This window comes from Acinetobacter sp. P37, from assembly GCF_057480965.1.
The window spans coordinates 1-24,039 of the sequence record NZ_JBLIYY010000007.1; the positions used below are offsets into that span (position 1 = coordinate 1).

Consider the following 24,039-nt stretch of genomic DNA (forward strand, 5'->3'; position numbering starts at 1 on the left):
GATGTATTTCATCCGCAGATTATGCATGAATATTTAAAATTCTTCGGTACAAATAATCAGCAAGAGACTGTTCGTTTTTTGATTTATGAAAGAGGCTTAATATAAGCAATATATAAACAACCCAGTATTTTGATGCCATCGAGCCAATGCGCATTCACATTTAAAATGCCTTTTAAAATACACACTGAAAGCACAATCAAAATCAGTGACGCAAAATTTGTCCCCACAATGGTTTGAAATGCCTTTTTATATCCGCCTTGTAAACCTGAACTTGCGACCAACAGCATGACAGGTCCAGGCGTTGCAATCATTACGATGACTGCCACACAATATAAAAAGTACTCCGAATAATTCACGCTGAGATTCCTTTACTTATTTTTTTACATCACGATAAATTTCATAAATAAAAAAAGAGGACTTAGTCCTCTTCATCCATGTTTTGCAATAAATGCAAGCGAATGGCATCTGCTCTTAAAAATGCCAAATCATAGCTGGCTGTGGCGAGTGCTAAAACACGACGCTCAAATTCATCCCACAACGGTCGCACCTGTTTGTAATGTATCCCGAGTCCACTTTCATCTGTGAAATGACGGTTTTTTTCGCAGAGCTTGAGTGCGTGATACAGTTTGCGGCCTTTGCTTGCATCTGGACGTAAGCGAACTCGCTTAGACAAGACAAAGCCTTCGACATGGATGATATCTGCTTGCGGCAACATCGGTATTAAAATTTGATCTAATTGTGCATCTAAACGACACCAAATGGCCGTGTGTTGCTCTGCTGTATAGGTATTCCATTTTATGACTTCATGGTTAAAGCGGCGGCAACCACGACAGACTGAATCACCAAATACCGTAGAACAACGCCCTGCACATGGGGTTAACGAGGCAATTCGACGATCAGTACTCAAAACCGGCTCCATTCAATCAATATTTATGGGATAAAAACAACTCGGCATGACTATACACGCTAAAACTACTGAAATGAAGCTATGATCAAATGTGTGGTTAAAAGCCATCGCTTTACTCGCTTATTCATCCAAATCACGGTAGAATGTGCGCCTTAATTTTTATCCTGTTTATTCATTTGGAGTACTCCATGAACGCTACTGTAGAACAGCTTGCACCTGTAGAACAGCAAGCGACCTCTGGTTGGGTTGTTGCCGCACTTTATCAATTCAAAGAAGTTCAAGATCCTGCCGATCTTCAACAACGTCTTTTAGATTTGGTAAAAACCATCAACCTTTGCGGTACTCTAATTGTGGCAGGTGAAGGTATTAACGGTACTGTTGCCGGTGACCGTAAATCTGTAGATATCATCCATCAATTCCTTCTCAATGAAGGCTTTAATGCGATGGAATACAAAGAATCACATAGTACGGACAAACCATTCCGTAAAATGAAGATCAAACTGAAAAAAGAAATCGTGACTTTAGGTGTGGAAGTGAAACCACGTGATTTAGTCGGTCACTATCTTGATCCTAAAGAATGGAATGAACTAATTACACGTGATGACGTAATCCTAATTGATACACGTAACGACTATGAGTACAAAGCAGGTACATTTAAGGGTGCGATTGACCCGAAAACTGAGACTTTCCGTGAATTCCCTGAATACGTGAAAAAAGAGCTTGAGCAGCATAAAGATAAGAAAATTGCCATGTTCTGTACAGGCGGTATTCGCTGTGAAAAATCAACCTCACTTTTACTTCAAGAAGGCTTTAATGAGGTTTATCACCTTAAAGGCGGTATCTTAAAATATTTAGAAGAAACCCCTGTTGAAGAAAGCATGTGGGAAGGTGAATGTTTCGTATTTGACGGTCGTACTGCTGTCACTCACGGTATGGAAGAAGGCGAAAATATCAAATGTCACGCATGCGGTTGGCCACTGGCTCCTGCTGAAGTTGAACTTCCGAGCTACGAACACGGCGTATCATGCAAATACTGTATCGACAAAACTACTGAACAGCAAAAAGCAGGCTTCCGTATGCGTCAATCACAAATTGTGGCAGCAAAACGTAAGCGTCTCTAAGGAAAATTTGTTGTAACGATATATAAATAAAAGCCCTATTTTTAGGGCTTTTTTTACGGATTCTCAACAGTGACTTAATTTTTTTGACAAAATAACTATATCTGGTTATTTACGAGAATCAGTTCGCGCATTTATGCTTATTCTGATCAATTGATCCGAGAAAATCATTATAGATAATTGAAAAGGAAAGCATTATGCCAAAATTAATCAACTCTCCAATTGCAACCTCAAGGCGCCTTGCTTTACCCGCTCCCCGTGTAAAAGAAAGTGTAGGAGAATTAAAACACCTCCTTAACCAACAGTCGCATATTTTGATAGTCAGTATTGCTACATGCATTGGTGCAATTTTTGCCTTATTTATTGCTTATACATTGCACTTACAACCCACTATGCTCAACATTCTTGGACTGTGTGTGATTCCATTTGCTTTATCTCTAAGCTTACGCCAAGTCTATATTCACACACTGTTAAATATGGAACATGATGATTAATTTACGCACCTTACAACGTCACTTATTGCAACCTAGTCCTACGCTGTTCAGTATATAAAACGATTTTTAAAGCTGCTAAAGCTCCGAAATCTAAATAAAATCCAAACTGAACAGCGTACACTCAGTACTTTAAAAACTATGATCTAAGCCTTTCAATTATTCAGCCTTATATCATTCAGCATATCTTAAGGCCATCACGTATTCATACTTTTCCTTCTAATTCAGCCTACGTGCTACCTAATACAAGGTGAACTCAATATTTGTTGTTTTTGCTTAGGTGGTTTCAGGAATATTTAAAACGGAACTTTACCCACTGCGCTTTTCAACATAGGATAAATACACCTTTTCTCTGCCTTAGCTACCATGACTTTAACTGAATGGATCATTTCAATCATGGAACAATTGGGTTATCTCGGTATTGCCCTACTCATGTTTCTTGACAATGTCTTCCCCCCAATCCCCTCTGAAATCATTATGCCCTCGGCTGGCTATTCTGCCTCCCAAGGTCAACTACTGCTCATTGGTGTCATTATTTCAGGTTGTGTCGGTTCTTTACTGGCGGCTGCATTGCTATATTGGATTGGTTATAAATTTAAGCATGAATCCATCTTTCACTTCGTCGATCGCTATGGAAAGTATTTATTTATCAAGTCGGCAGATGTAAAAAAATCTCTAGCATGGTTTGAGCAATACGGTCACCGCATTGTATTTTTCGGACGAATGATTCCAGCTGTGCGTTCTCTCATTAGTATTCCTGCTGGAATGAGCCGCATGCCATTTTGGAAGTTTATGTTTTATAGTGGTTTAGGTACGATTATTTGGACCACTTTTTTAGCTTGTATGGGTTTTTATTTAGGTGAAAATCAGCAGTTAATGCAGCAAATATTTAGTAAAGTTGGCCATGTGATTATTCTGATCACAGTCATCATTATTGCTTGGATTTTGTACCGTCGACATCAACGTCGACCTCGTTAATTTTTTGTTTTTGGGGCTTAAATGAAACACTATCTCCTACACTTTGCTGCTGTTTATAGCATCGCCTTGGTGCTTTTGATTACCGTATTAATTTTTGGATTAAATCTTGGTGGTATTACATTAATTCCTACATTGGTGGCATGTGCATTAATCAGCGTTGGGCATTTTGTAAAGAAAGAACAACGTGTGCCTAGCAACCATGAAAAGATCCAACTGGTTTGGGGCTCCAGTGCCGTTGCAATCATCATTGGTAGCTTTTTTGTGCTGTTCTTGGTGCTGATGAATCCCAATGCCGAAAGCATTATGAAGTCTGTGGATAATGCAGGCATTGGGCTAACTGCTGTGGTTATGCTTTGTTTGGTCGCCATTCATGGCACAATATTTCATATTGCCTATGGTTGGTATGCAGACTACTGCGCTAAAAAATTATAAATTTTTTCAATGTATTGCGTTAAAATTTAAATCATCACCACTTCAATGAAAGTTAAAATTCAGTGAAGACACTTCAGGTAAGTTATACTCGCACTTTATATAATGAAAACATGAACATTAAATAATGAAAAAATACATCATCACATTTAGCATTGCTTATGCACTCGCCATGGTTGCTGTCGCAGCCATCGAATCTTTCTTTGATTTACCTGGTGGTTCATCTATTACCTGTCTCATCGTGGGCGGTCTTGCTGCAGCATCTAGCTTTGTTAAAGACCATCAGCGAGTGCCAAATAAGTTAGAAAAGCGAACTTTGATTTGGAGCTGTATTTTAGCTTCCGTACTGATTAGTGTCGTCGCGACTGTCATTTGTCTCTTGATCTTCCCTGAAACCCAAGCCTTTATTCAAATGGCGCTAACGCAATTACCCGCTTGGGTCTGGCTGCTTGCTATCAGCTTTACCTTATTCATCCATTATCTCATGTTGGCTTTATCTTTTGGATGGATGGCAAAGAGCTTCTTAAAAGCCAAACGTAGTTAAGCCTTTAGACTAATTTTGAATTGAAAAGGTATAGCGCTAAAAAAGCACCCCAAGGTGCTTTTTTTAAATTTCGTCGAAATTAATTTGGTGTGTGATACATCAAATATAATTCGTTCAAATTGGTTGGGATTTCTTCTGCAAGTTCATCCATCAACTGACCATTACGACGGAAAGATTCCATTTGTGGATCTTCTTCATCAATGCCGCTGAACACCATGATTGGCAAAGTTAAATCTACCAATTGTTCTTCAAACTCGTCGGTGAACCATGCATCTTCGTTTAGGAACATGGCATCAACGAAGCCAACACTCCAGTCACCAAGACTTGATTCAACATCGGCTTCTTCAATTTCAAATGGAAATTCAATACCATCTTCATTGGCAAGATTCTGACGAATCGATTCGAGCCATGCTTTTACTTGTGCAATAATTTCAGCAGGTACTTTTTTCTGATTGTTATCAAAAAGTTCGTCTAGCCATTTATCAAAAGCTGGGCCTACTGCAATTGCACATAAAAAACCATGAGTCGCTGCAAAATCTAGACCATGCTCGTTGTCATCGCCGTCTAAATAGTCACTCAAAAGGTCTAAATCTAAAGCACTCATTTCAAATCCAGAGTTAGAAACTTAATGCGTAAGCATAGCATTTTCAAGCGCTATGCTAAATCGCTATTTAGTCTTCTTCGTCATCAAAATCATCGTCATCGTCGATGTCGTAATCAAAATCTTTAAGCTCACGTTCAAGACGGCGCTGAGCCAGAAGGTCATCAATAAGTCGGCGCTTTTCTAACGATTCTTTCGCGCTAGTTTTTGCACTGGCCTCATCGAAATTCACATCATCATCACCGTAGTTATCATCTAGTTCAAAATCTGTAGAAGACACCAAAACTACCTCATAATGAAAAAAATTGAAGGGGTCTAGCCGCTATTTATATGGGATATAAAATATTGTCAAGTTTTATTTGTTTTTTTAACAACTAAACTTTAAAAATAGGTCTTTTTTTCTTACCAAAACCTGTGGCATGATATAATCCACCCTGCGTCCTTCATTTTTATGACAGTCAAAGATGACTCGTAAAATAATCGATGCATGGGATGAACTTGAAAACAACAATTTCAGCCCCACCTAAATTACTGAATTTAAATTTTTAATATCTCATTGGACAGCTTGATGCTGTACCGTCCTAATGGGATAAGCCAGCTATTAACAAGATTTAATGAGACGATCGTGCTAAAATGCACGGTTTTTTACTGCCACAGATTCAACGAAGAGTAAGCAAAGATGAGCGATATGACTTCCCCTACTTCTCAAGTAGCGGCTCTGATTAGCCGAGGCAAAGAGCAAGGTTACCTAACTTTCGCCGAGGTTAACGATCATCTCCCGGACTCAATCACTGAAAGTGAACAGATTGAAGACATCATTCAGATGTTGAATGACGTGGGTATTCCGGTACATGATCGTGCACCAGAAACTGACGATACAATGTTTGAAGGTGGCAGCGAAGCGACTGACGAAGTTGCTGAAGAAGAAGCCGCTGCTGTACTTGCATCTGTTGAAAATGAACCCGGTCGTACCACTGACCCTGTGCGTATGTATATGCGCGAAATGGGTACAGTTGAGCTTTTGACACGTGAAGGCGAAATTAGCATTGCAAAACGTATCGAAGAAGGTATTCGTGACGTTTTACATTCTATTGCTTATTGGCCAAATGCAGTCGAAGTTGTATTGCAAGAATATAAAGATTATGAAGCGGGTGAACGCCGTTTAGCTGATATTCTTTCTGGTTATTTAGATCCAGAATCTGACGAAGCCATCCCAGAAGTGATCGATGAAGATGATTCTGAGATCGATGAAGATGAAGCGTCAACCAACAAGCCAACTAAAGATGTCAAACTTGATGATGACGATGAAGAAGAAGAGTCTGAAGGTGATGATGATTCTGAAGGCGAATCTGGTCCAGATCCTGAAATTGCTAAAGCACGTTTCACTGAGCTTGAACAAGCATGGTTAGTCACTAAAGCTGCAATTGAAAAACATGGTCGTAACAGTAAAGAAGCTGCTGCTGCACTTGAAGCACTTGCAACTGTGTTTATGATGTTCAAATTCACACCACGTTTATTCGACATCATCTCTGATTTGATTCGTAATACCCATGACCAAATCCGTACTTCTGAACGTGAAGTTATGCGCTATGCAGTACGTCGTGGTCGTATGGACCGTACTCAATTCCGTACGTCTTTCCCAGGTCAAGAATCTAACTTTGCTTGGTTAGATGAACAAATTGCTAAAGCACCTGCAGAAATGAAAGGCTATCTTGAAAAAGTCCGCCCTGACGTTCTGGCATTCCAACAAAAAATCGCTGACATCGAGAAAGAACTTGGTTTAGATGTTAAAGGCATCAAAGACATTTCTAAACGTATGTCGATTGGTGAAGCGAAAGCTCGCCGTGCGAAAAAGGAAATGGTTGAAGCTAACTTACGTTTGGTAATTTCGATTGCGAAAAAATACACCAACCGTGGTTTGCAATTCCTCGACTTGATCCAAGAAGGTAACATCGGCTTGATGAAAGCGGTGGATAAATTCGAATATCGTCGTGGTTATAAGTTCTCGACTTATGCAACATGGTGGATTCGTCAGGCGATTACGCGTTCGATTGCCGACCAAGCACGTACCATTCGTATTCCAGTACACATGATCGAAACCATTAACAAGATCAACCGTGTATCTCGCCAACTTCTTCAAGAAATGGGTCGTGAACCTACACCAGAAGAATTAGGTGAACGTCTAGAAATGGACGAAGTGAAAGTTCGTAAAGTGCTTAAAATCGCGAAAGAACCAATTTCAATGGAAACACCAATTGGTGATGATGAAGATTCGCATCTTGGTGACTTCATTGAAGACGGTAATATCACCTCTCCTATTGACGCTGCAACGTCAGAAGGCTTAAAAGAAGCAACACGTGAAGTTCTTGAAAACTTGACTGAACGTGAAGCGAAAGTCTTGAAAATGCGTTTTGGTATCGATATGCCAACCGACCATACCTTGGAAGAAGTGGGCAAACAGTTTGACGTAACACGTGAACGTATTCGTCAGATTGAAGCGAAAGCATTACGTAAACTTCGCCATCCATCACGTTCAGAGCATTTGCGTTCATTCCTTGAGAATGATTAACCTATAACTAGGACAATGCAGGCTTGAATATGGGGTTTTCCGCCCCATATTATGAGCATGTAGCAAATGATTCCAAATACCTGCTCATTGCAGGTATTTTTAAATAATGAGGTGTCCCATGACTGATATGACTAATCGCGCTCCTTCACGTGAATTGCAAGAGCATCTTTGGGTCTTCCCTATGGACTACCCTATTAAATTGATTGGTAATGCAGGTGAAGAACTTCGCCTTGCAGTGAATGAAATTTTTGTTAAACATTTTCCTGATTTTGATGGCAGTAAAATGACTGTGACTCCATCTCGTACAGGTAAATATCATTCAATTACTGCTCAATTACGTTTCGAAGAGTTAGAACAAGTACATGCGGTCTATGCGGATTTAGCAGCTTGTAAACACATTCGTACCGCGCTGTAATTCTGTTGATTTAAATAAAAAAGCACGCTTTAGGGCGTGTTTTTTTATGTCTAAGTATAATAGTAATACCCTCAAGTAATTCAGTATTTAACCCCCCTTTTGTACGTCTAATTCATTATAATCCATACATGACTTTGATAGAAAAGGACACGAAATACGTGACTGAAACTGTTCAAAAACCCGAATTAATCATTCGTCAATATAACCAACTTACCCCTTATGCAGACCGCTTTTTAGAGATGAAAACTCTCACTGAACAGCGAGATGAAAACTCACCTGATGAGCTGTGGATATTGCAACATCCCGATGTATTAACTCAGGGGCAAGCTGGCAAACCTGAACATATTTTGGTGCAAAGTAACATCCCTGTGATACAAACAGACCGTGGTGGACAAGTCACTTGGCATGGACCGGGTCAGTTGGTCGCTTATTTCATGTTTGACTTAAATCGCTTAGGTTGGAACGTGCGTACGCTGGTTTCCTATGCAGAAAACTTGATGATCGAACTGCTGAAAAAGTACGGCATCGACGCTTATGCCAAGCCTGATGCACCCGGTGTTTATGTTGCAGAACGCAAAATTGGTTCTCTCGGTTTTAAAATTCGTAAAGGCCGCAGTTATCACGGTTTGGCACTGAATATCGATTGTGATCTATTTGGTTTTCATACCATTAATCCATGTGGCTATGCTGGATTAGAAATGGTTCGTATACAAGATTTGGTGCAAGATTACCCTAAATTTGAAAACTTATGCGTCGATATCATTGATACTTTGAAAAACAGTGGTTACTTTAAAGACGTAACAGTCAAACAACTATAAAAGACTTTGCTTTCTCAAATAAAATAATTTAGAGTAAAAGCTCTAAATTAATAATTATAGATAAGGGATGTACACGTGATTGCAACTAAATCCGTTAAACCCGCGCTCCAGCAGGCCTATGTCAAACTCATGATGGATGTGATTGGCAGAGGTCTGGTCATGGCGAGCCAGGTCGATGAAGAAATTAAACAAGAAGTTGCTAAATTTCCAGTTAATTTTATTTTATCTATGAATGTTTTTCCTAATGGTGCTGCATTTGTCGCGCAAGTCACGGAAGACCATCAACTCAAACTCCTCACACCCGGCACTCAAAAGCCTGACTTAACCATTACGTTTAAGCATTTGAATCATGCCTTTTTGGTCTTCTCATTTCAAGAAAGTACCGCACAAGCCTTTGCCAATGACCGCATGATCGCCGATGGTGATTTGTCTTATGCCATCCGACTGGTGCGTTGTCTCAACAAAATGGAAGCGTTAATTTTACCTAAATTGGTGGCTGAATTGGCTGTCAAAGAATATCCAACACATTTAAGCCTAAAAGAAAAACTGAGCGGTGCTGCAAATATTTATTTAAAAGTAGCCCAGTCTTATTTAAAACGGAGCGCATAACACATGGCTAAACCATATTACGAATTTTTCTGTCCTGTAAAAGTGATTGCTGGCCATGCTGCTTTAGAACACATTCCATTCGAACTGTCTACTTTAGGTGCTAAACGCCCCATGATCATTACTGACAAAGGCGTTCGCAGTAATCAATTACTTGCACCGATTGAAGCGGCATTTGAAAGTACCGAGACGGTGATTGGCTATATTTTTGATGATGTTCCGCCAGACTCAAGTCTAGAAACCGTACGTAAAGCGGCTCAACTTTACCGCGACAACCAATGTGATGCCATTATTGCCGTCGGTGGCGGTTCAGTGATTGATACCTCTAAAGCAACCAACATCTTGGTATCTGAAGGTGGTGATGACTTACTGAAATACTCAGGTGCGCACAACTTACCTAAACCTTTAAAACCATTTTTTGTGATTCCAACAACCTCAGGGACAGGTTCAGAAGTGACTATGGTCGCTGTGGTTTCTGACCCTGAAAAGAATGTTAAAATGGCTTTTGCATCGAATTATTTGATGCCACATGCAGCAATTCTTGACCCACGTATGACGCAAACTTTGCCGCCTCATCTTACAGCAATGACAGCGATGGATGCGATGACGCATGCCATTGAAGCCTATACGTGCATGGCGGCGAACCCGATTTCAGATGCCTATGCAACTGCCGCAATCAAGAAAATTAGCAATAGCTTATTTGGTGTATTAGATAATACCAGCGATGCACATGGGCGCTTAGAACTTGCACAAGCCTCTACGATGGCAGGAATTGCATTTTCGAACTCAATGGTCGGTTTAGTGCATTCATTAGGTCATGCGCTGGGTGCAGTCGCTCACCTGCCCCATGGATTATGCATGAATTTATTCTTGCCGTATGTGTTGGAATACAACAAAGAAGTGAATGGCGATAAGATTGCTGAATTGCTATTACCACTGGCTGGTCCTGATATTTATGCACAAACACCGGCCAACCTCCGCGCTGAAAAAGCCATTTCAACGCTTTTAGCCATGCGTGACCGCTTGTTTAGTTTGACCAAATTACCACGTACTTTGAGTGAAACAGGTAAAGTGACTGAAGCTCAATTAGATGAAGTGGCAGAGAAAGCACTGAATGATGGATCTATTATTTATAATCCTAAAGAAGCCAGCTTAGAAGACCTCAAAACTATTCTAAAAAAAGCTTGGTAATTGCTGAAAAATAAGCGAATATAGCGAAAAATTAAGCCTGATGTTTTTTTAAACATCAGGCTTTTCACTTGCAGAACGCAATATCAGTTATTTTTTAATCAAACTGGCATAATTTCTGCTAAAAATAATTTCAAAGTTACTGACAAAATGTACCAATTTGGAGTAGATTGGCGCACTTTTGTTTTAAAACGTAGGGGGGATCGTTCGTCTCAAACGATCCTTAGAATATGACTGATCCTTGATCAACGATAAGAGGATAACGCCGTTGACAAATATCTCTGGGACTCAATCGGCAGCTAAACTGCAAAAAACGCTTGGACTCTGGCACATTATTATTATTGGTTTGGCTTACATCCAACCAATGACTCTATTTGATACTTTTGGTTTAGTATCTGAAGAAAGTCATAGACACGTGCCGACTTCTTACATTATTGCCCTTATTGCAATTCTGTTTACCTCGATTAGTTATGGTCATATGATCCGTCGCTACCCTTCTTCGGGTTCTGCGTATACCTATGCCCAAAAATCTATTCACCCGAACGTTGGTTTCATGGTGGGTTGGTCTTCTTGGTTAGACTACCTATTATCTCCAATGGTGAATATTATTCTTGCAGTGATTTACCTTGAAGCACTATTTCCAACAGTAAACCACTGGGTATGGGTCATTGTGCTAACGGCATTCATGACTGGAATTAACTTACGCGGCGCGCGTTTTGTTGCTAACTTCAACAGCCTGATTGTACTTGTGCAGTTATTAGTAATTGGTATTTTCACGTGGATGGTCTACAGCAAGCTTCAAATGGGCTTCAATGCTGATGGCCCGATTTCTGCTGCAGAACGCTACCAATTATGGAGCCTTGAGCCATTCTGGAATGAGCTGACGTCTGTGGGTGCGCTGATTACAGGTGCAACATTACTGTGCTTCTCGTTCACTGGTTTTGACTCATTAAGTTCATTGGCAGAAGAAACCAAAGATACTGAGAAAACACTGCCGAAAGCGATTTTCTTAACTGCTTTAATCGCAGGGATTATCTTCATTATTAGTACCTACTTCATGCAGCTGTTCTTCCCTGCTGAGCCGGGTAACTATTTCAAGAATATTGCTGAAACACAGCCAGAGATACTCTTGCTCGTCGGCGGCTCACTGTTCCAATCCTATGTGTTAACTTTTGCGATTGTGACAGTAATGGCATCAGGTATTTCTGCACATGCTGGCGTATCACGTCTGATGTATGTAATGGGTCGTGATGGCGTCATTAACAAAAAGATTTTTGGTCATATTAGTCCAAAAAACTTCACACCATCGTACAACATCATGATCGTAGGTGCGGTTGCATTAACTGCGGGCTTTATGAATCTTGATATTGTCATTTCGATGATTAGTTTTGGTGCATTGACAGCCTTTACTTTCGTGAACTTATCTGTGATTTCACGTTATGCGCTACGTGATGGCCGCACAAAAACAGCCAAAGATATTTTTAGCTTTGTCGTTATTCCAATGCTTGGCTTTATCAGTATCTTTGCAATGTGGTTGGAAATTGAAGAAACTGCATTGAAATATGGTTTGTGGTGGGCAATGTTTGGTATTTTATACCTTGGTTATAAAACCAAAGGTTTTAAACACCCTGCCCCGCAACATAACGAATTTGATGATAAATTCTAAGCAAGTTTATCTCTAAACAAAAAAGGCGCTTAAAGCGCCTTTTTTGTTTTAAATATACCAATTAAGGTTGTATGGATTTTCTAGATTGCTGAAATTGAATTGAAATTTCTTCACACTTGTCTGGTGTATTGCCTTTTAATTCAACCGATGCTCCATCACCGTGTGACCATATACCATCTTCAACAGTCTCTAAATTTACAGCTGCTTCAAATATATGCTGTTGTTGTGGATAGAGTTTGATATCTATAGGTGTATCACATACTTGTTTTGGAAAATATGGTCTAACCTGCTCGAATAATTGCATGGTTAATGGCATATCACATTGCAAATGAATGGTGACTGGTACGCTATTGGTATTTTTTAAGATCAATTGAACATTTTGCGAATTAAGATCCGCTTGGGCAGCAGGTATTTCTACATACGTTTTTGTGTCAATCGACTGACGATCAAATGGATTGAGGAAGGCTAATTTACGTTCCACGCCATAACAAGAATCCTGCACGGAAGCTGAAAACTCTAAATATCGTGTCCCCAAGATAATTGTTCCGCGGCCATCCCCTGCATGACCGATATCAATGATTGGATCACCTGTACCTTCAATTGTAACCCCACCACTTCGAAAAAACTCTATGTCACAACCCGCTAAAACGCTGATCAAGCCACAAAGGGTTAAAGTTTTAAAGTTTAATTTTCGTATCATGTTGATAAACTCCAAAGCGAAATACACGATTTGCTTCAGGATTTCCCTCATCCATTTCGCAACGCTCCGCGGCAAGTTTTAAAAGTTGTAGTGAGTATTTTTGCCAAAGCTCTAAACTCATTTCATGTAATTTATTAATCGAGTCTTCTGTTAATTCGTCAGCACAAATGGCTTGTTCTAAGTATGGCATTTCATCAGGATTCAATAAATTATGCAAACCTGCTTCTAAATGCGCTTGAACGTTTCGCGTTAAAATTTTGCGTGCTTCTAATTGTGAAGGATCTGGAATAAAACGACGCTGTTGTAAATACACCTGCCCATCTTTTTCAGTGGCAATTTCCAAACGAACAAGTTCATTGAGTACCGAACGCGGATGACGTTCTGTTGAAATTCTTTTCACCAGCATTTCAAAGCTATTTTCTGACTCACTGCTGAAGGGCAATGAATCCCCCCAACCTTCTGCTAACCATAAACCAATCACACGTGATGGCACACTAATCGGCTCTGAAACAGTCGCTTCGGTCAAATCCTTACCTTCAGAAATCACTTCTTTATAAGCTGTCACGTCTTTACGGTGTAGGCCTGAAAGTAAACTGATCGCAGAAATCGTGGGTTTTTGATCGATACGCTCTAACTCACGTACAGCTTGTTGAAAAAATATAGGCTTCAATGCAGCAGTAAACTCAGTATATCCAACACCTGATCGTATCAACCATTGGCTCAACTCATTCATCAGCACCAATACTTGCTGTAAATTTTGATCTGCCTCATTGGTGAGAAGTTTGCTCATTGAATTGCCATGAAAATTAGACTGCATAAGTGAAATTTTCGCATTATTTAATCTACTTCACAATTTTTATCTGATGAGATCTTGAGGATATTCAGTAAAAAAATGATTATTTACATTAAAATGCGTAAATGACACGCTGATCGATATATCCAAACTTTCAACGCTATGCCACCAGCCAATTGGGATAAATAAGGTTTCTCCTGGATTCAATGTACACTCAATAGGTCTGACCTTTTTCAACGATGGATATTGAGAAAAATTAGCCTTTTTTAAATCTGTAACTTCACTAAATACCCACTGATCGTTATACATATACGGCATTTGCCATGCAGGAATCAAAGTCACTTTCTTACGTCCATAGATTTGTGCCAACATGTTATTGGTTAAGTCATAATGCAGTGGTGTAAATGTGCCTGCAGGGCCAAACCATAAAAAATGTCGATTTTTGATCTCTTTTTGACAATAAGCTTTGGCGAAGTCACCTAAATCATCACTAATCTTTTGCATGAATTGCTTATTTTGAGCGGCGTTATTCGCAGTTAAATAAATGTCATTGCTGTGCTTAGTGGCTTTAATTTGTGCGACAAAATCTTGCATCAAAATAATACGTTTCAGTTGTACCGATTTTTTTTCAAAATCTTGATGCTGCTCACGATGCATCTGGACTTCAACCAACTCATTTTCAAAATGCTCTTCAAAATAATCAGGACTCCATTTATGCAATGCAGGCCAGTGTTGTATCCCACCTTTTAAAATGACCGGTCGCATCTGGCTATAATACCGCTCTATAAATGTTTCAAAATCAGGTGTTTCTATGCAATCGATTGTGGATGGAATATGGTCGTTCAATTGATTCAATTGACCCATCACCTGTAATAGCCAACGCTGTTTATTCTGCTGTTGCTGTACTTGCTTCAGTTTTTTAAAAATTACGTTATTGTTTACACGCTTTAAAAACTGAATGATCAAATGATTTGAAATATTTTTTTGCTTAGTTTTTTCTAAAATTTCATCTGTCTCTAAGCCCTCAAGACTGTATTCCAAAAGTTCATTTTGCAGCTGTTCTGAAAGTTGGTCTGCATCAGAAAATAAGTATTGATCCGCCCTTGGGCTTAATCCATGTGATTGTAAAATTAGACTTATTTTCTGTACATCGCAACCATTTTCAATATTTTCATTCAACCAATTTTGCCATTCCGTCGGTAAGGACTGATACCAATTTTTACTTTGCTTTAAATGTTCACTCTGGCTTTCTACATTCATTTTCACCACTCCACCCTCTTTACAAGTGAAGTATAAATGATCTATTTTAAAAATGCTAAATTTTCGCATTTTATAATTATTTAAACACCGCGAATGTTATGAATCCGACAAAACTCATGCGGAATGACATAACAAAGTAAAGGAGAAAGTTCATGAAAATTCGTCATTTAGTCATTGTTAGCAGTCTGTCTTTAGCTTCAATACCGGTATATGCAGGTTTTGCCGATACTATGCGTGATTTAAGAAATACGCTGAATCAATTTAATGAAACATCCAAAGAAGTATCGAATACCGCAAAAGAATGGACAGGTAGTCGGGCCACGACTAATTCAAATTATGCTGCAAATGGTTTCAGTATGGGACAGCAACTTAGACCTAAAATTAATAATCTACCGCTTTATAAAACTGCCGATAAATCGAGCCAAGTCATTAACAAACTGTCAAAAAATGCAGACATTATTTTTGCGGGAAACATGACTAAAACAGGTTTGATCGAAGTCACTACAGAACATGGCAATGGCTGGATTGAGTCACACCTTGTTCAATAAATCTTGATTTTAAATGTTTATACAACCGCATCAGCCGTACATAACAACTTTACTCTATTGAGCACTAGTCATGAATAATAATCACAAAATCAGCATTATCGCTGCTGTATTTACGACATTGGTGGGCTGTGGTGGATCAAGCTCCAATGATGATGGCGCGACACCTACACCTACACCTACACCTACACCTACACCTACACCTACACCTACACCTACACCTACACCTACACCTACACCTACACCTACACCTACACCAACACCAACACCAACACCAACACCAACACCAACACCAACACCAACACCAACAACTGTAGCGGATAAATTCACAGGAGAATGGATTCAAGGGAATTCTGCCCTCGGTAACAATAATTGCGATTTACCACAAATTTCAATTCATAAAACCAGTGAAAACTCAGTCAGTGCAGTGAATGAAGAACTAAAATATGCAGTACACAATAGTTCAAGCAAAACCTGCAGCGGTGAATTTATTTCCAAACGCTATCAATTACTTCATGACATGGTCATGAGTGAAATACAGCCGGCTGCAACACTAAATAACTTTGAATATCATTCGATTAAGTTTCAACCAGTCAGAGGTGACGCGACGAGCAACCGTGTCTTAACTTTTTTAAATAATAATTCTTTCTGCGTGATTAACGCGACGATTTCAAATCCAAGCTATATCATCATGCAACGAGGTCTAATTACCGACCCACTCAAGGACAGCCGCTGCTATACAAAAAATTCCAATGAATTCTTCACCAATTTAAAACCGAAAACCAAAATCACAACTGCAGATTTTAAGTCTGAGAGCTTTATTAATACGACCGACACAGTAAACTTCTTGGCTCAGCTCAATACAATGGGACAAAGCGGTTATAAGTTAATTGGCTATGATACTAAAACCCTGGACAATGGTAATGTTAATAGCTACATGAAACTTGCCAATGAAAATACGCGTTTCAATCATATTGTTGCAGACCGTACAGCACCCTCTATCGCTGACATATATTTTACATGGCGTAATCAGTTAAATGAAAAAGGTAAATCAGGCTATCAATACTTGCATAGCGTCAGACCAACCAATGCCCTGAATTTCAAAGATTATTTCATTAAAAAAGAAAACGATACCGCGACATATACTTACGACAGCGGCTATGTTTCCCCGCTCGTAGACCCAGTGCAACTGGAAACTATGCTCAATACACTGGGTGCCCAAGGCTGCCGTATTATTCAATTCAAAAGCTATTACACAGGTTTTCGTCCTGAAATTCTGAACGGCAATCAAAACAGTCCTAAAGTTGCAACCTGTATAAATAGCAGCGCACACCATGGCACTTACAGCTATCGCTATAAAACTCACCCAACCGGCAGCAATAGTGTAGAGCGCAGCTTAAAATTACAGGAGTTGATTGATGAGCAAGCTAAAGACGGTTACCGCTTAGTCAGCCGTGCTTTAGATATGAGTTCAACCACCAAAAACGGCATGCTGTTTATGAAAGATAGTGAAAACACCAATGTCGGTGAGTTTAAAGTCTTTAGCGAAACTGTCTTTGCAACGTCGACATTTAACGACGTCTTACTGAAACGTCTTCAGCAGCAAGGTCAATTGGGTTGGTTATACACCAGCGGTCAACTGCTGTTTGCAAATAATCCAAAACATCTGCAAACAGAGCTGAGTGACTTTAATCTAATTGATTAATTCACTAGGTTTCTCGAGCTTTTAAAAGTACTTAAGCTTTTCCATGTCCTTGATGTCTCGGCATCAAGGACATTAATTATTGAGATGGATCAAAAGGGTTTCAGCAAACCACTTATTTTAAGCGGCAATTAAAACCCATCTTGGTATCTACAATATTTTTTTCATAACCTAAACTTTGAATAAATTGATTTCGATCTGCTACTAACTGCTGATCGGCAGGGCTAAGACGCGCTTTATTTTTTTGAGCCAAGCTGTATGTTTCATTGACTAAGCCTTGATATAGTCCACATACTTCCTGACGCTTTGCTTTTTTCAATTGGCGACCACCATACCAAGAACGTTCAAAATCGTCGGCTTTTAGTGTTTTCCCCCATTCCTCAATACGCTGATTTTGTCTTTGCTGCATTTCCAGCATGCCCTGCTGGATTTCTGCCTTAGTAAAAGGCTTAATCACCTCAGCCTTCGGTACAACTGGAACATTTTCTGTAGTTGCAGTAACGGTGACTGGTATCTGTTCCGTTGTGGTTGATACGGTTGGATTAGCCCAACTCATTGATGAAATGAATCCGGTCGCAATCACGACACCAAAAGCTTTTAAATTTATAGATTTCAAGTTTTAAGTACCCGTTTTATTTCTTCACAGTGTTCTTATACACATTTTTATATTGATGCTAAAGTTTTTAAGCCCTTATTTTACAAAACTTCATTGCTGTAAATGGTTCACTGTGTTCACTCCCAATAAAAAACCGCTCGATAGAGCGGCTTTTTGAACAGATCACACTTAGACCAATTCTTTAAAGTCTTGCTGACGCCAAGCTTCATATAAAATCACAGCAGTAGCATTAGACAAGTTTAAACTGCGTGAATTTGGTGCCATCGGCAGGCGAATCCAATGTTCTTTTGGGAACATCATACGGACATCTTCCGGCAAACCACGTGTTTCTGGCCCCATCAACAGTGCCACAGGACGATTTAAATTAGAGGTATGCGGTGTTTCAAAACCTTTGGTGGTTAATGGATAAATGGCATCCATCTCAATACCTTGTGCTTTTAAGCCCGCAAGGCATTCTTCAAAGTTTTCCCACACTTTCATGTGTGCCCACTCATGATAATCCAAACCGGCACGGCGAAGTTTTTTATCATCCAGCTCAAAACCTAAAGGCTTGACCAAATGCAACTGCGCTCCAGTATTGGCACATAAACGAATGATATTCCCTGTATTTGCAGGAATTTCTGGCTCGTATAAAACAACATGTATCACGTATATTCTCTATATTAAATTATTTGATAAATACATATTTACCAAGATTTGACCAACTTCACTTTTGCAATCCCCCATGGGACTGCTTCAAGTCCTGACGATTCATCATTTAGAAAATCTTCAATTTCAGACTGCCTTGAAGAATCATCAAATAAATTATTGTAGTTAAGGTCTAAATTGAATTTCTCACAAAGCCTATCTGCAAGATGGTGACAATGAAAACTGTGAAAATCTCCACAAGGTTCTATGCCAATATAGTCATAGCCTAAAAGTAATTCATTAGTATCTTCAGGTTCAACAATTACCTTCTTCAAACACGAATAAAGGCCGACCTCTCCTATATTAGGAAAAGCAGGTTTATAAATTTCAAGAATATCCTGTCTATATTCTTCATCAATATACATTGATAATAAGTGAACGTTTTGACAATGCTCAAAGAATTTATGCTTATATTCTAAAGCAGTTTCAATATCGTAAAAGAGGCTGATCCAACCAACCTGATCTTGCAAACTATGTTGATCAGCCCACTTCCGCAAGTTACTCAATTGCAAATTAGACAAATTAAACTGGCTTTGTACATCTTCTATTTTAAAATGAGCATTTTTAAAGCATGAATAAGACCAATCGCTAATCAAATGATCATTAATGCAAGAACTACAAGTACGAACAAATTGATTAGCCCTGTTCAATAATGCATGTTGTTTAAGCCGCAACAAATAATAGCCAGCAAAATAATAGGCCATCCATCAATCCAGCCATTGAAGTTGTTCACGCAGACTCACTACATCACCAATAATAGTCAATGTAGGCGCCTGAATTTGGTATTCACTGACTTTAGATGCAATATCTGCCAATGTCCCAACCACGACTTTTTGTTCAGGTGTCGTCCCTTTAGAGACCAATGCGACAGGCATGTCTGGACGCTGCCCATGCGCAATGAGTTTCTCACAAATTTTTTCTAGACCGACCAAGCCCATATACAGCACGAGCGTTTGATTTTGATAAACCAACTCATTCCAAGGTAGCTCCGGTGAACCTTCTTTGAGATGCCCTGTCAAGAAGCGTACACTTTGCGCATAATCTCGATGCGTTAAAGGAATCCCTGCATAAGCAGAACATCCAGAGGCAGCAGTAATTCCCGGAACGACTTGGAAGGCAACGCCTGCCGCAAAGAGTTCCTGAATTTCTTCACCGCCGCGGCCAAAGATGAACGGATCTCCGCCTTTTAAGCGGCAAACGCGTTTTCCTTCACTTGCATATTTCACTAGTAAGGCATTGATGCCTTCTTGCGGAACAGCATGATTGGATCGTGCCTTACCTACGTAGATTTTCTCTGCATCACGGCGGCAGAGGTCCATAATCGGCTGAGAGACCAAACGGTCATAGATCACCACATCCGCTTGCTGCATTAAACGCAGGGCTTTTAAGGTCAGCAGTTCAGGATCACCCGGCCCTGCACCCACCAAATACACCTCACCTTTCGGCTGTTTCCATTCCAATAAGGCCTGTTCAATCAAACGATTGGCTTCAGTGAAATTGTCATTGAATACCTGCTCTTTGAGCGGGCTTGCATACAAGTCTTCCCAAAAAATACGGCGTTCATCTGGATTGACGATTTTGGCTTTAACGGCTGCGCGCCATTGGCCTGAGAACTCAGCCAGTTTGCCCATGCCATGCGGAATCGAGCTTTCTAACTGGGTGCGTATTTGGCGCGAGAGTACTGGCGATGTGCCATTAGATGCAACGGAGATGACCAGTGGAGAACGGTCAATGATCGCAGGAACCATAAAACGGCAATGCGGCGGATCATCGACACTATTAACCAAGACATTTTCAGCTTCGCAGGCTTCAAAAACCGCCTGATTGACCGCTTTGTCATTGGTTGCTGCAATCACTAAACGAAACTGACGCAGCGCAATGGCATTTTCTTGATAAACCGATTCGTGATAAATCGAGTTGAGATATTGACCTTGGGTTTTATTAACCAAGGTCAATAAATCATCTTCAATTTCGGGTGAGCAAACTGTCAGCTGAGCGCCCGCTTTTGCAAGCAGCACAGCCTTTCGATATGCAATTCGACCACCACCAACAATCAGACAAGGTTGCTGCTGCAACTTCAAAGAGATTGGAAAGATATCCACACACGACCTCAATAGTTTAAATCTGATTGTCTTAAGCAATTTTTGTGCACAAATGTATGCACTTTATCGACTATTAATCGATAAATTCAGCACCGCCCATATATGGACGAAGTACTGCTGGAATTTCAATTGAACCGTCTGCACGTTGATAGTTTTCCATCACGGCAAGTAAAGTACGCCCAACGGCCAAACCTGAACCATTTAGCGTGTGTACAAACTCAGTTTTCTTTTGGTCAGTACGGTAACGTGCTTTCATGCGACGTGCTTGGAAGTCACCCATGCATGAGCAAGATGAAATTTCACGGTAGGTATTTTGACTTGGCACCCAAACTTCTAAATCATAAGTTTTGATTGCACCAAAGCCCATGTCTCCGCCACACAGAACGACTTTACGGTATGGTAAGCCTAATGCTTGAAGAATACCTTCGGCATGACCCGTTAATTCTTCCAACGCATCCATCGAAGTTTCAGGTTTTACAATCTGAACCATTTCTACTTTGTCAAATTGGTGTTGACGGATCAAACCACGTGTATCACGGCCATACGAACCCGCTTCACTACGGAAACATGGCGTATGCGCTGCATATTTTAATGGCAAACGTTCTGGATCAATGATTTCATCACGCACGAAGTTGGTTACAGGCACTTCTGCAGTCGGGATCAGGTAGTATTCTTTTTCGCCTTGAAGTTTGAATAAATCCTCTTCAAATTTAGGCAATTGGCCTGTACCACGTAAAGAATCTGCATTAACTAAATAAGGTACATACGCTTCTGTATAGCCATTTTCCAAGGTATGTGTATTTAACATAAATTGGGTAATTGCACGCTGTAAACGCGCCAATGGGCCTTTGAGTACGCTAAAACGAGTACCTGTCAATTTGGTTGCGGTTTCAAATTCTAAACCGCCCATCATTTCACCCAAGTCAGTATGGTCTTTGATCTCAAAATCAAACTGACGTGGTGTACCCCACTTTAGAACTTCAACATTGTCATTTTCGTCTTTGCCTTCTGGCACAGACTCATGAGGTAAATTTGGAATCGATAAAGATTTGGCTTCAAGTTCAGCCTGAAGCTCAGAAAGTGCAACTTCTGCGGCTTTAATTTCATCACCAATAGCAGACATACGTGCCATGATTTCAGATGCATCACCGCCAGCTTTTTTAATTTGACCAACTTGTTTTGCACCAGCATTACGTTCAGCTTGTAACGACTCAGTTTTAGACTGAATTTCCTTACGGCGAGCTTCAAGGTCTGCCCACTCTGCTACGTTAAGTTGAACACCACGTTTTGCTAAGGCTAAGTTTACAGCCTCAATATTATTTCTGAGTAATTTCGGGTCGATCATAGCCAATCTTAAGTAAAGAAAAAAACTGGCTATAGTGTAAGCTCTTAACACTCAAAAATACAGTGACCGAGCTTACAGCTGCCCCTTATTAAACCAATAATCTTGCTTCAAATTGTCTTATTTGGTGTCGTAATTTGGCAAACTTGGTAAATATTCAGGTTTAAATAGCCCTTTAGCCGTAAAATATGGAAGTTTTAGCTCAGGCATGCCCTCTGCATAACTCGCCAATTCATACAGTGGATAAGCAAATACAATCCCGTTCGCACCATAATAAAAATTATCGCTTAACTGAAGTTTTGAACGTTCAATATCATGACTATCTAACCACATATAGTTGGCATCAAAAAGTGCGCTAATCACTTTCGTATCTGCACCTTTGACCAATACATCTTGTAAAGCCAAACGTTTTTTGGCTTTTAAATCAAAATTGACATATTCAACATGGGACATACCATGAGCCGCATGCGCTGCGTAGGTATAGCTTTCGATTGCAAAAGTTGCGATATGTCCCCACTGACTAATATATCGAACAGAAGTGGTACTTTGACTTAGGCCTGCATCCGTCTTGTCTGATAAATCGATTTTTTGATTCGGCTCAGTTGAAAATGCAATCGGGTCTGCTTTTTTAATCCGATCAGTAAAATATTGATTAATCCAATCAACATTGGTTTCAACCGTTTGAATCGTATATTGGGTACAGCCTTCCGCATCGCAAGCCTGTGCTTTTGGTAATTGCATCGCAACTGATTTAGATTGAATAAGTGGAATCGCATCAGCGACGACTGCTGGCTTCTGTTCCGTCGTTGCACCTTCAACAGGTTCATTTCGAGGATGGCAGGCCGTTAATGACCCGACTAAAACCACAGCTGAAACAGCCCAAGCTATATTATTCATATGATTTTTTTTCATCCCAAAATTCCCTATAGCAACAGTCAAAACCACAAGTCACTTCATTTAAGCAAACTGTGAATATCAGCATACTACTAAATTTCTCTTATATTCAGCTTGCTGGCTTTACATTTCTCCATAAAAAAAGCAGACCGATGTCTGCTTTTTTTCGATTATGAGAATTATTGATCAATAATGTCCGTACCTTTTGGAGGTACAAAATTAAAGGTTGACGCTGGAATAGACGCATTCACCTTCACATTATTGAAACGTACATGGGTTGTTTGACCTAATGAGTCTTGGAGAATCATTAAAGTCGGCGCATTTTTCGCACCAAAACTAATGGTTAAGCTTTGAAACACACCATCATCACTTTTTGGATATAAAGTGTAATAAGTTTTGGTCTTATTCGGCTGTGTAATACGATAAGACTTCATGATTTGAGCCGTATTACCTGACAATAATAATGCAGGCGTATTCGCAACTTGGTCATCTAAGCTTTGGCGTACTGCTTGTTGTAGGTCTGGGTCATAGATCCAAACTGTTTTACCTGTGGTCGCAATAGTTTGCTTAGATGGGCTGGTTGTTTCCCAATAGAATTTACCCGGGCGCTGAACTTTCATGACCCCAGTAAAAGTCTGGTTCATATGCTGCGCACTTAAACCTTTCTTTTGAGTTGCTTTTGGGTTAGTCACTTTTGTAGTTTGCTGAAAGTTAGCTGTAAAACTTTTAATACCCGATAATTGTTTCACCAAATTGGCAGTTGCCTGCTGCTCCGACGCTGCAACTGGTGCCGCGAATACTGTCGTACTCATAACCGGTGCCAGTGTCGCTGCACCTAATGCCATAGCACAGATGGTTTTACGAAGCATTTTCATAGATTCACCTTTTATATTTGCATCAACGCAATTTGTTAGATGGCTCCATCTTAAACCACTTTCATTGACTAAATTTAGAGAAAATAAGAAGTTTTGTATGGTTATTAATGCAAATTGCTGTTTTTTATTCATCATGATGGAGAAATATAAAATAAAAAGGCACTTGATTTGATTCAAATGCCTTTCAAATAGT

General features: G+C 39.9%; 26 protein-coding genes and 1 pseudogene. 13 read left to right on the plus strand and 14 right to left on the minus strand.

What is annotated here, in order from left to right:
* Positions 1 to 98 precede the first annotated feature (98 nt).
* Together AC25JC_RS07875 and AC25JC_RS07880 are read right to left on the minus strand one after the other, a co-directional pair.
* Positions 99 to 356 (minus strand): annotated as a pseudogene (locus AC25JC_RS07875) (LysE family translocator); the annotation flags it as partial.
* Between the two features lie 62 nt (positions 357 to 418).
* Positions 419 to 907 carry a DUF1289 domain-containing protein gene (locus AC25JC_RS07880; protein ID WP_168378110.1) on the minus strand — a complete coding sequence of 163 codons (489 nt, stop codon included), beginning with the start codon at positions 905 to 907 and terminating at the stop codon, positions 419 to 421.
* 188 nt (positions 908 to 1,095) lie between these two features.
* On the opposite strand from AC25JC_RS07880, the gene trhO reads away from it, so the two are divergent.
* From trhO to AC25JC_RS07905, 5 genes are all read left to right on the plus strand, one after another.
* Positions 1,096 to 2,028, plus strand: a complete 933-nt coding sequence (gene trhO / locus AC25JC_RS07885; RefSeq protein WP_111885306.1) for an oxygen-dependent tRNA uridine(34) hydroxylase TrhO — start codon at positions 1,096 to 1,098, stop codon at positions 2,026 to 2,028.
* 194 nt (positions 2,029 to 2,222) lie between these two features.
* Positions 2,223 to 2,519 carry a hypothetical protein gene (locus AC25JC_RS07890; protein WP_078192186.1) on the plus strand — a complete coding sequence of 99 codons (297 nt, stop codon included), beginning with the start codon at positions 2,223 to 2,225 and terminating at the stop codon, positions 2,517 to 2,519.
* Positions 2,520 to 2,882: 363 nt separating this feature from the next.
* The gene (locus tag AC25JC_RS07895; protein WP_111885305.1) at positions 2,883 to 3,494 is read left to right on the plus strand and encodes a DedA family protein; all 612 of its coding nucleotides are present in this window, start codon (positions 2,883 to 2,885) and stop codon (positions 3,492 to 3,494) included.
* Positions 3,495 to 3,515: 21 nt separating this feature from the next.
* A complete protein-coding gene (locus AC25JC_RS07900; RefSeq protein WP_078191370.1) occupies positions 3,516 to 3,926 on the plus strand; it encodes an ABZJ_00895 family protein in 411 nt (136 codons plus the stop codon).
* Positions 3,927 to 4,050: 124 nt separating this feature from the next.
* The gene (locus tag AC25JC_RS07905; RefSeq protein ID WP_180089143.1) at positions 4,051 to 4,467 is read left to right on the plus strand and encodes an ABZJ_00895 family protein; all 417 of its coding nucleotides are present in this window, start codon (positions 4,051 to 4,053) and stop codon (positions 4,465 to 4,467) included.
* Between the two features lie 79 nt (positions 4,468 to 4,546).
* Here the strand turns inward: AC25JC_RS07905 and AC25JC_RS07910 are convergent, their stop codons facing one another.
* A complete protein-coding gene (locus AC25JC_RS07910; protein WP_078191372.1) occupies positions 4,547 to 5,071 on the minus strand; it encodes a YecA/YgfB family protein in 525 nt (174 codons plus the stop codon).
* Positions 5,072 to 5,138: 67 nt separating this feature from the next.
* Positions 5,139 to 5,348, minus strand: coding sequence for a PA3496 family putative envelope integrity protein (locus tag AC25JC_RS07915; protein WP_078191373.1), 210 nt, complete (start codon positions 5,346 to 5,348; stop codon positions 5,139 to 5,141).
* Positions 5,349 to 5,747: 399 nt separating this feature from the next.
* Between AC25JC_RS07915 and rpoD the strand changes: the two genes are divergently transcribed.
* The 6 genes from rpoD to AC25JC_RS07945 all read left to right on the plus strand — a co-directional run bounded on the left by rpoD (position 5,748) and on the right by AC25JC_RS07945 (position 12,330).
* A complete protein-coding gene (gene rpoD / locus AC25JC_RS07920; RefSeq protein ID WP_078192191.1) occupies positions 5,748 to 7,637 on the plus strand; it encodes an RNA polymerase sigma factor RpoD in 1,890 nt (629 codons plus the stop codon).
* A gap of 127 nt (positions 7,638 to 7,764) precedes the next feature.
* Positions 7,765 to 8,052 (plus strand): YbeD family protein, encoded by a 288-nt coding sequence (locus AC25JC_RS07925; protein ID WP_078191448.1) that lies wholly within the window; start codon positions 7,765 to 7,767, stop codon positions 8,050 to 8,052.
* 158 nt (positions 8,053 to 8,210) lie between these two features.
* Entirely contained in the window at positions 8,211 to 8,870 is a 660-nt protein-coding gene (gene lipB, locus AC25JC_RS07930) for a lipoyl(octanoyl) transferase LipB (RefSeq protein ID WP_180114813.1), read from the plus strand.
* Between the two features lie 75 nt (positions 8,871 to 8,945).
* Positions 8,946 to 9,479, plus strand: coding sequence for a hypothetical protein (locus AC25JC_RS07935; protein ID WP_180011534.1), 534 nt, complete (start codon positions 8,946 to 8,948; stop codon positions 9,477 to 9,479).
* Between the two features lie 3 nt (positions 9,480 to 9,482).
* Entirely contained in the window at positions 9,483 to 10,667 is a 1,185-nt protein-coding gene (locus AC25JC_RS07940; RefSeq protein ID WP_111885299.1) for an iron-containing alcohol dehydrogenase, read from the plus strand.
* Positions 10,668 to 10,932: 265 nt separating this feature from the next.
* Complete coding sequence (locus AC25JC_RS07945) at positions 10,933 to 12,330, plus strand: APC family permease (RefSeq protein ID WP_111885298.1); 1,398 nt, start codon at positions 10,933 to 10,935, stop codon at positions 12,328 to 12,330.
* A 61-nt stretch (positions 12,331 to 12,391) separates the two neighbouring features.
* Here the strand turns inward: AC25JC_RS07945 and AC25JC_RS07950 are convergent, their stop codons facing one another.
* The 3 genes from AC25JC_RS07950 to AC25JC_RS07960 all read right to left on the minus strand — a co-directional run bounded on the left by AC25JC_RS07950 (position 12,392) and on the right by AC25JC_RS07960 (position 15,083).
* Entirely contained in the window at positions 12,392 to 13,030 is a 639-nt protein-coding gene (locus AC25JC_RS07950) for a hypothetical protein (protein ID WP_180023220.1), read from the minus strand.
* Positions 13,008 to 13,820, minus strand: a complete 813-nt coding sequence (locus AC25JC_RS07955; RefSeq protein ID WP_486923813.1) for a DUF6502 family protein — start codon at positions 13,818 to 13,820, stop codon at positions 13,008 to 13,010. The genes AC25JC_RS07950 and AC25JC_RS07955 overlap by 23 nt, the downstream gene beginning before the upstream one ends.
* A 66-nt stretch (positions 13,821 to 13,886) precedes the next feature.
* On the minus strand, positions 13,887 to 15,083 hold the full coding sequence (locus tag AC25JC_RS07960) for a cupin-like domain-containing protein (protein WP_486923814.1): 1,197 nt from the start codon (positions 15,081 to 15,083) through the stop codon (positions 13,887 to 13,889).
* Positions 15,084 to 15,235: 152 nt separating this feature from the next.
* Here AC25JC_RS07960 and AC25JC_RS07965 point away from each other — a divergent pair, with 152 nt between their 5' ends.
* Both AC25JC_RS07965 and AC25JC_RS07970 read left to right on the plus strand, forming a co-directional pair.
* Positions 15,236 to 15,631, plus strand: coding sequence for a hypothetical protein (locus AC25JC_RS07965; RefSeq protein WP_486923815.1), 396 nt, complete (start codon positions 15,236 to 15,238; stop codon positions 15,629 to 15,631).
* Between the two features lie 70 nt (positions 15,632 to 15,701).
* The gene (locus AC25JC_RS07970) at positions 15,702 to 17,333 is read left to right on the plus strand and encodes a PT dipeptide repeat lipoprotein (RefSeq protein ID WP_486923816.1); all 1,632 of its coding nucleotides are present in this window, start codon (positions 15,702 to 15,704) and stop codon (positions 17,331 to 17,333) included.
* A 112-nt stretch (positions 17,334 to 17,445) separates the two neighbouring features.
* Here the strand turns inward: AC25JC_RS07970 and AC25JC_RS07975 are convergent, their stop codons facing one another.
* From AC25JC_RS07975 to lolA, 7 genes are all read right to left on the minus strand, one after another.
* On the minus strand, positions 17,446 to 17,946 hold the full coding sequence (locus AC25JC_RS07975) for a hypothetical protein (protein WP_486923817.1): 501 nt from the start codon (positions 17,944 to 17,946) through the stop codon (positions 17,446 to 17,448).
* 168 nt (positions 17,947 to 18,114) lie between these two features.
* Positions 18,115 to 18,594 carry a tRNA (cytidine(34)-2'-O)-methyltransferase gene (locus tag AC25JC_RS07980; RefSeq protein ID WP_111885295.1) on the minus strand — a complete coding sequence of 160 codons (480 nt, stop codon included), beginning with the start codon at positions 18,592 to 18,594 and terminating at the stop codon, positions 18,115 to 18,117.
* A gap of 38 nt (positions 18,595 to 18,632) precedes the next feature.
* Positions 18,633 to 19,337 (minus strand): hypothetical protein, encoded by a 705-nt coding sequence (locus AC25JC_RS07985; protein WP_486923818.1) that lies wholly within the window; start codon positions 19,335 to 19,337, stop codon positions 18,633 to 18,635.
* A 3-nt stretch (positions 19,338 to 19,340) separates the two neighbouring features.
* The gene (cysG, locus tag AC25JC_RS07990) at positions 19,341 to 20,735 is read right to left on the minus strand and encodes a siroheme synthase CysG (protein WP_486923819.1); all 1,395 of its coding nucleotides are present in this window, start codon (positions 20,733 to 20,735) and stop codon (positions 19,341 to 19,343) included.
* Between the two features lie 73 nt (positions 20,736 to 20,808).
* Complete coding sequence (serS, locus tag AC25JC_RS07995) at positions 20,809 to 22,080, minus strand: serine--tRNA ligase (RefSeq protein WP_078192204.1); 1,272 nt, start codon at positions 22,078 to 22,080, stop codon at positions 20,809 to 20,811.
* Positions 22,081 to 22,197: 117 nt separating this feature from the next.
* Complete coding sequence (locus AC25JC_RS08000) at positions 22,198 to 22,989, minus strand: RsiV family protein (protein ID WP_180083732.1); 792 nt, start codon at positions 22,987 to 22,989, stop codon at positions 22,198 to 22,200.
* Between the two features lie 161 nt (positions 22,990 to 23,150).
* Positions 23,151 to 23,846, minus strand: coding sequence for an outer membrane lipoprotein periplasmic chaperone LolA (gene lolA / locus AC25JC_RS08005; RefSeq protein ID WP_111885313.1), 696 nt, complete (start codon positions 23,844 to 23,846; stop codon positions 23,151 to 23,153).
* Positions 23,847 to 24,039 lie beyond the last annotated feature (193 nt).

Bases quoted from the DNA above. Each gene is read 5' to 3' on its own strand.
- AC25JC_RS07890 (WP_078192186.1), top strand. From the start codon at position 2,223: ATGCCAAAATTAATCAACTCTCCAATTGCAACCTCAAGGCGCCTTGCT.
- trhO (WP_111885306.1), top strand. From the start codon at position 1,096: ATGAACGCTACTGTAGAACAGCTTGCACCTGTAGAACAGCAAGCGACC.
- AC25JC_RS07900 (WP_078191370.1), top strand. From the start codon at position 3,516: ATGAAACACTATCTCCTACACTTTGCTGCTGTTTATAGCATCGCCTTG.
- AC25JC_RS07950 (WP_180023220.1), bottom strand. From the start codon at position 13,030: ATGATACGAAAATTAAACTTTAAAACTTTAACCCTTTGTGGCTTGATC.
- rpoD (WP_078192191.1), top strand. From the start codon at position 5,748: ATGAGCGATATGACTTCCCCTACTTCTCAAGTAGCGGCTCTGATTAGC.
- AC25JC_RS07905 (WP_180089143.1), top strand. From the start codon at position 4,051: ATGAAAAAATACATCATCACATTTAGCATTGCTTATGCACTCGCCATG.
- lolA (WP_111885313.1), bottom strand. From the start codon at position 23,846: ATGAAAATGCTTCGTAAAACCATCTGTGCTATGGCATTAGGTGCAGCG.
- AC25JC_RS08000 (WP_180083732.1), bottom strand. From the start codon at position 22,989: ATGAAAAAAAATCATATGAATAATATAGCTTGGGCTGTTTCAGCTGTG.
- AC25JC_RS07955 (WP_486923813.1), bottom strand. From the start codon at position 13,820: ATGAGCAAACTTCTCACCAATGAGGCAGATCAAAATTTACAGCAAGTA.
- AC25JC_RS07940 (WP_111885299.1), top strand. From the start codon at position 9,483: ATGGCTAAACCATATTACGAATTTTTCTGTCCTGTAAAAGTGATTGCT.
- AC25JC_RS07985 (WP_486923818.1), bottom strand. From the start codon at position 19,337: ATGGCCTATTATTTTGCTGGCTATTATTTGTTGCGGCTTAAACAACAT.
- serS (WP_078192204.1), bottom strand. From the start codon at position 22,080: ATGATCGACCCGAAATTACTCAGAAATAATATTGAGGCTGTAAACTTA.
- AC25JC_RS07965 (WP_486923815.1), top strand. From the start codon at position 15,236: ATGAAAATTCGTCATTTAGTCATTGTTAGCAGTCTGTCTTTAGCTTCA.
- AC25JC_RS07910 (WP_078191372.1), bottom strand. From the start codon at position 5,071: ATGAGTGCTTTAGATTTAGACCTTTTGAGTGACTATTTAGACGGCGAT.
- AC25JC_RS07895 (WP_111885305.1), top strand. From the start codon at position 2,883: ATGACTTTAACTGAATGGATCATTTCAATCATGGAACAATTGGGTTAT.
- AC25JC_RS07960 (WP_486923814.1), bottom strand. From the start codon at position 15,083: ATGAATGTAGAAAGCCAGAGTGAACATTTAAAGCAAAGTAAAAATTGG.
- AC25JC_RS07925 (WP_078191448.1), top strand. From the start codon at position 7,765: ATGACTAATCGCGCTCCTTCACGTGAATTGCAAGAGCATCTTTGGGTC.
- AC25JC_RS07970 (WP_486923816.1), top strand. From the start codon at position 15,702: ATGAATAATAATCACAAAATCAGCATTATCGCTGCTGTATTTACGACA.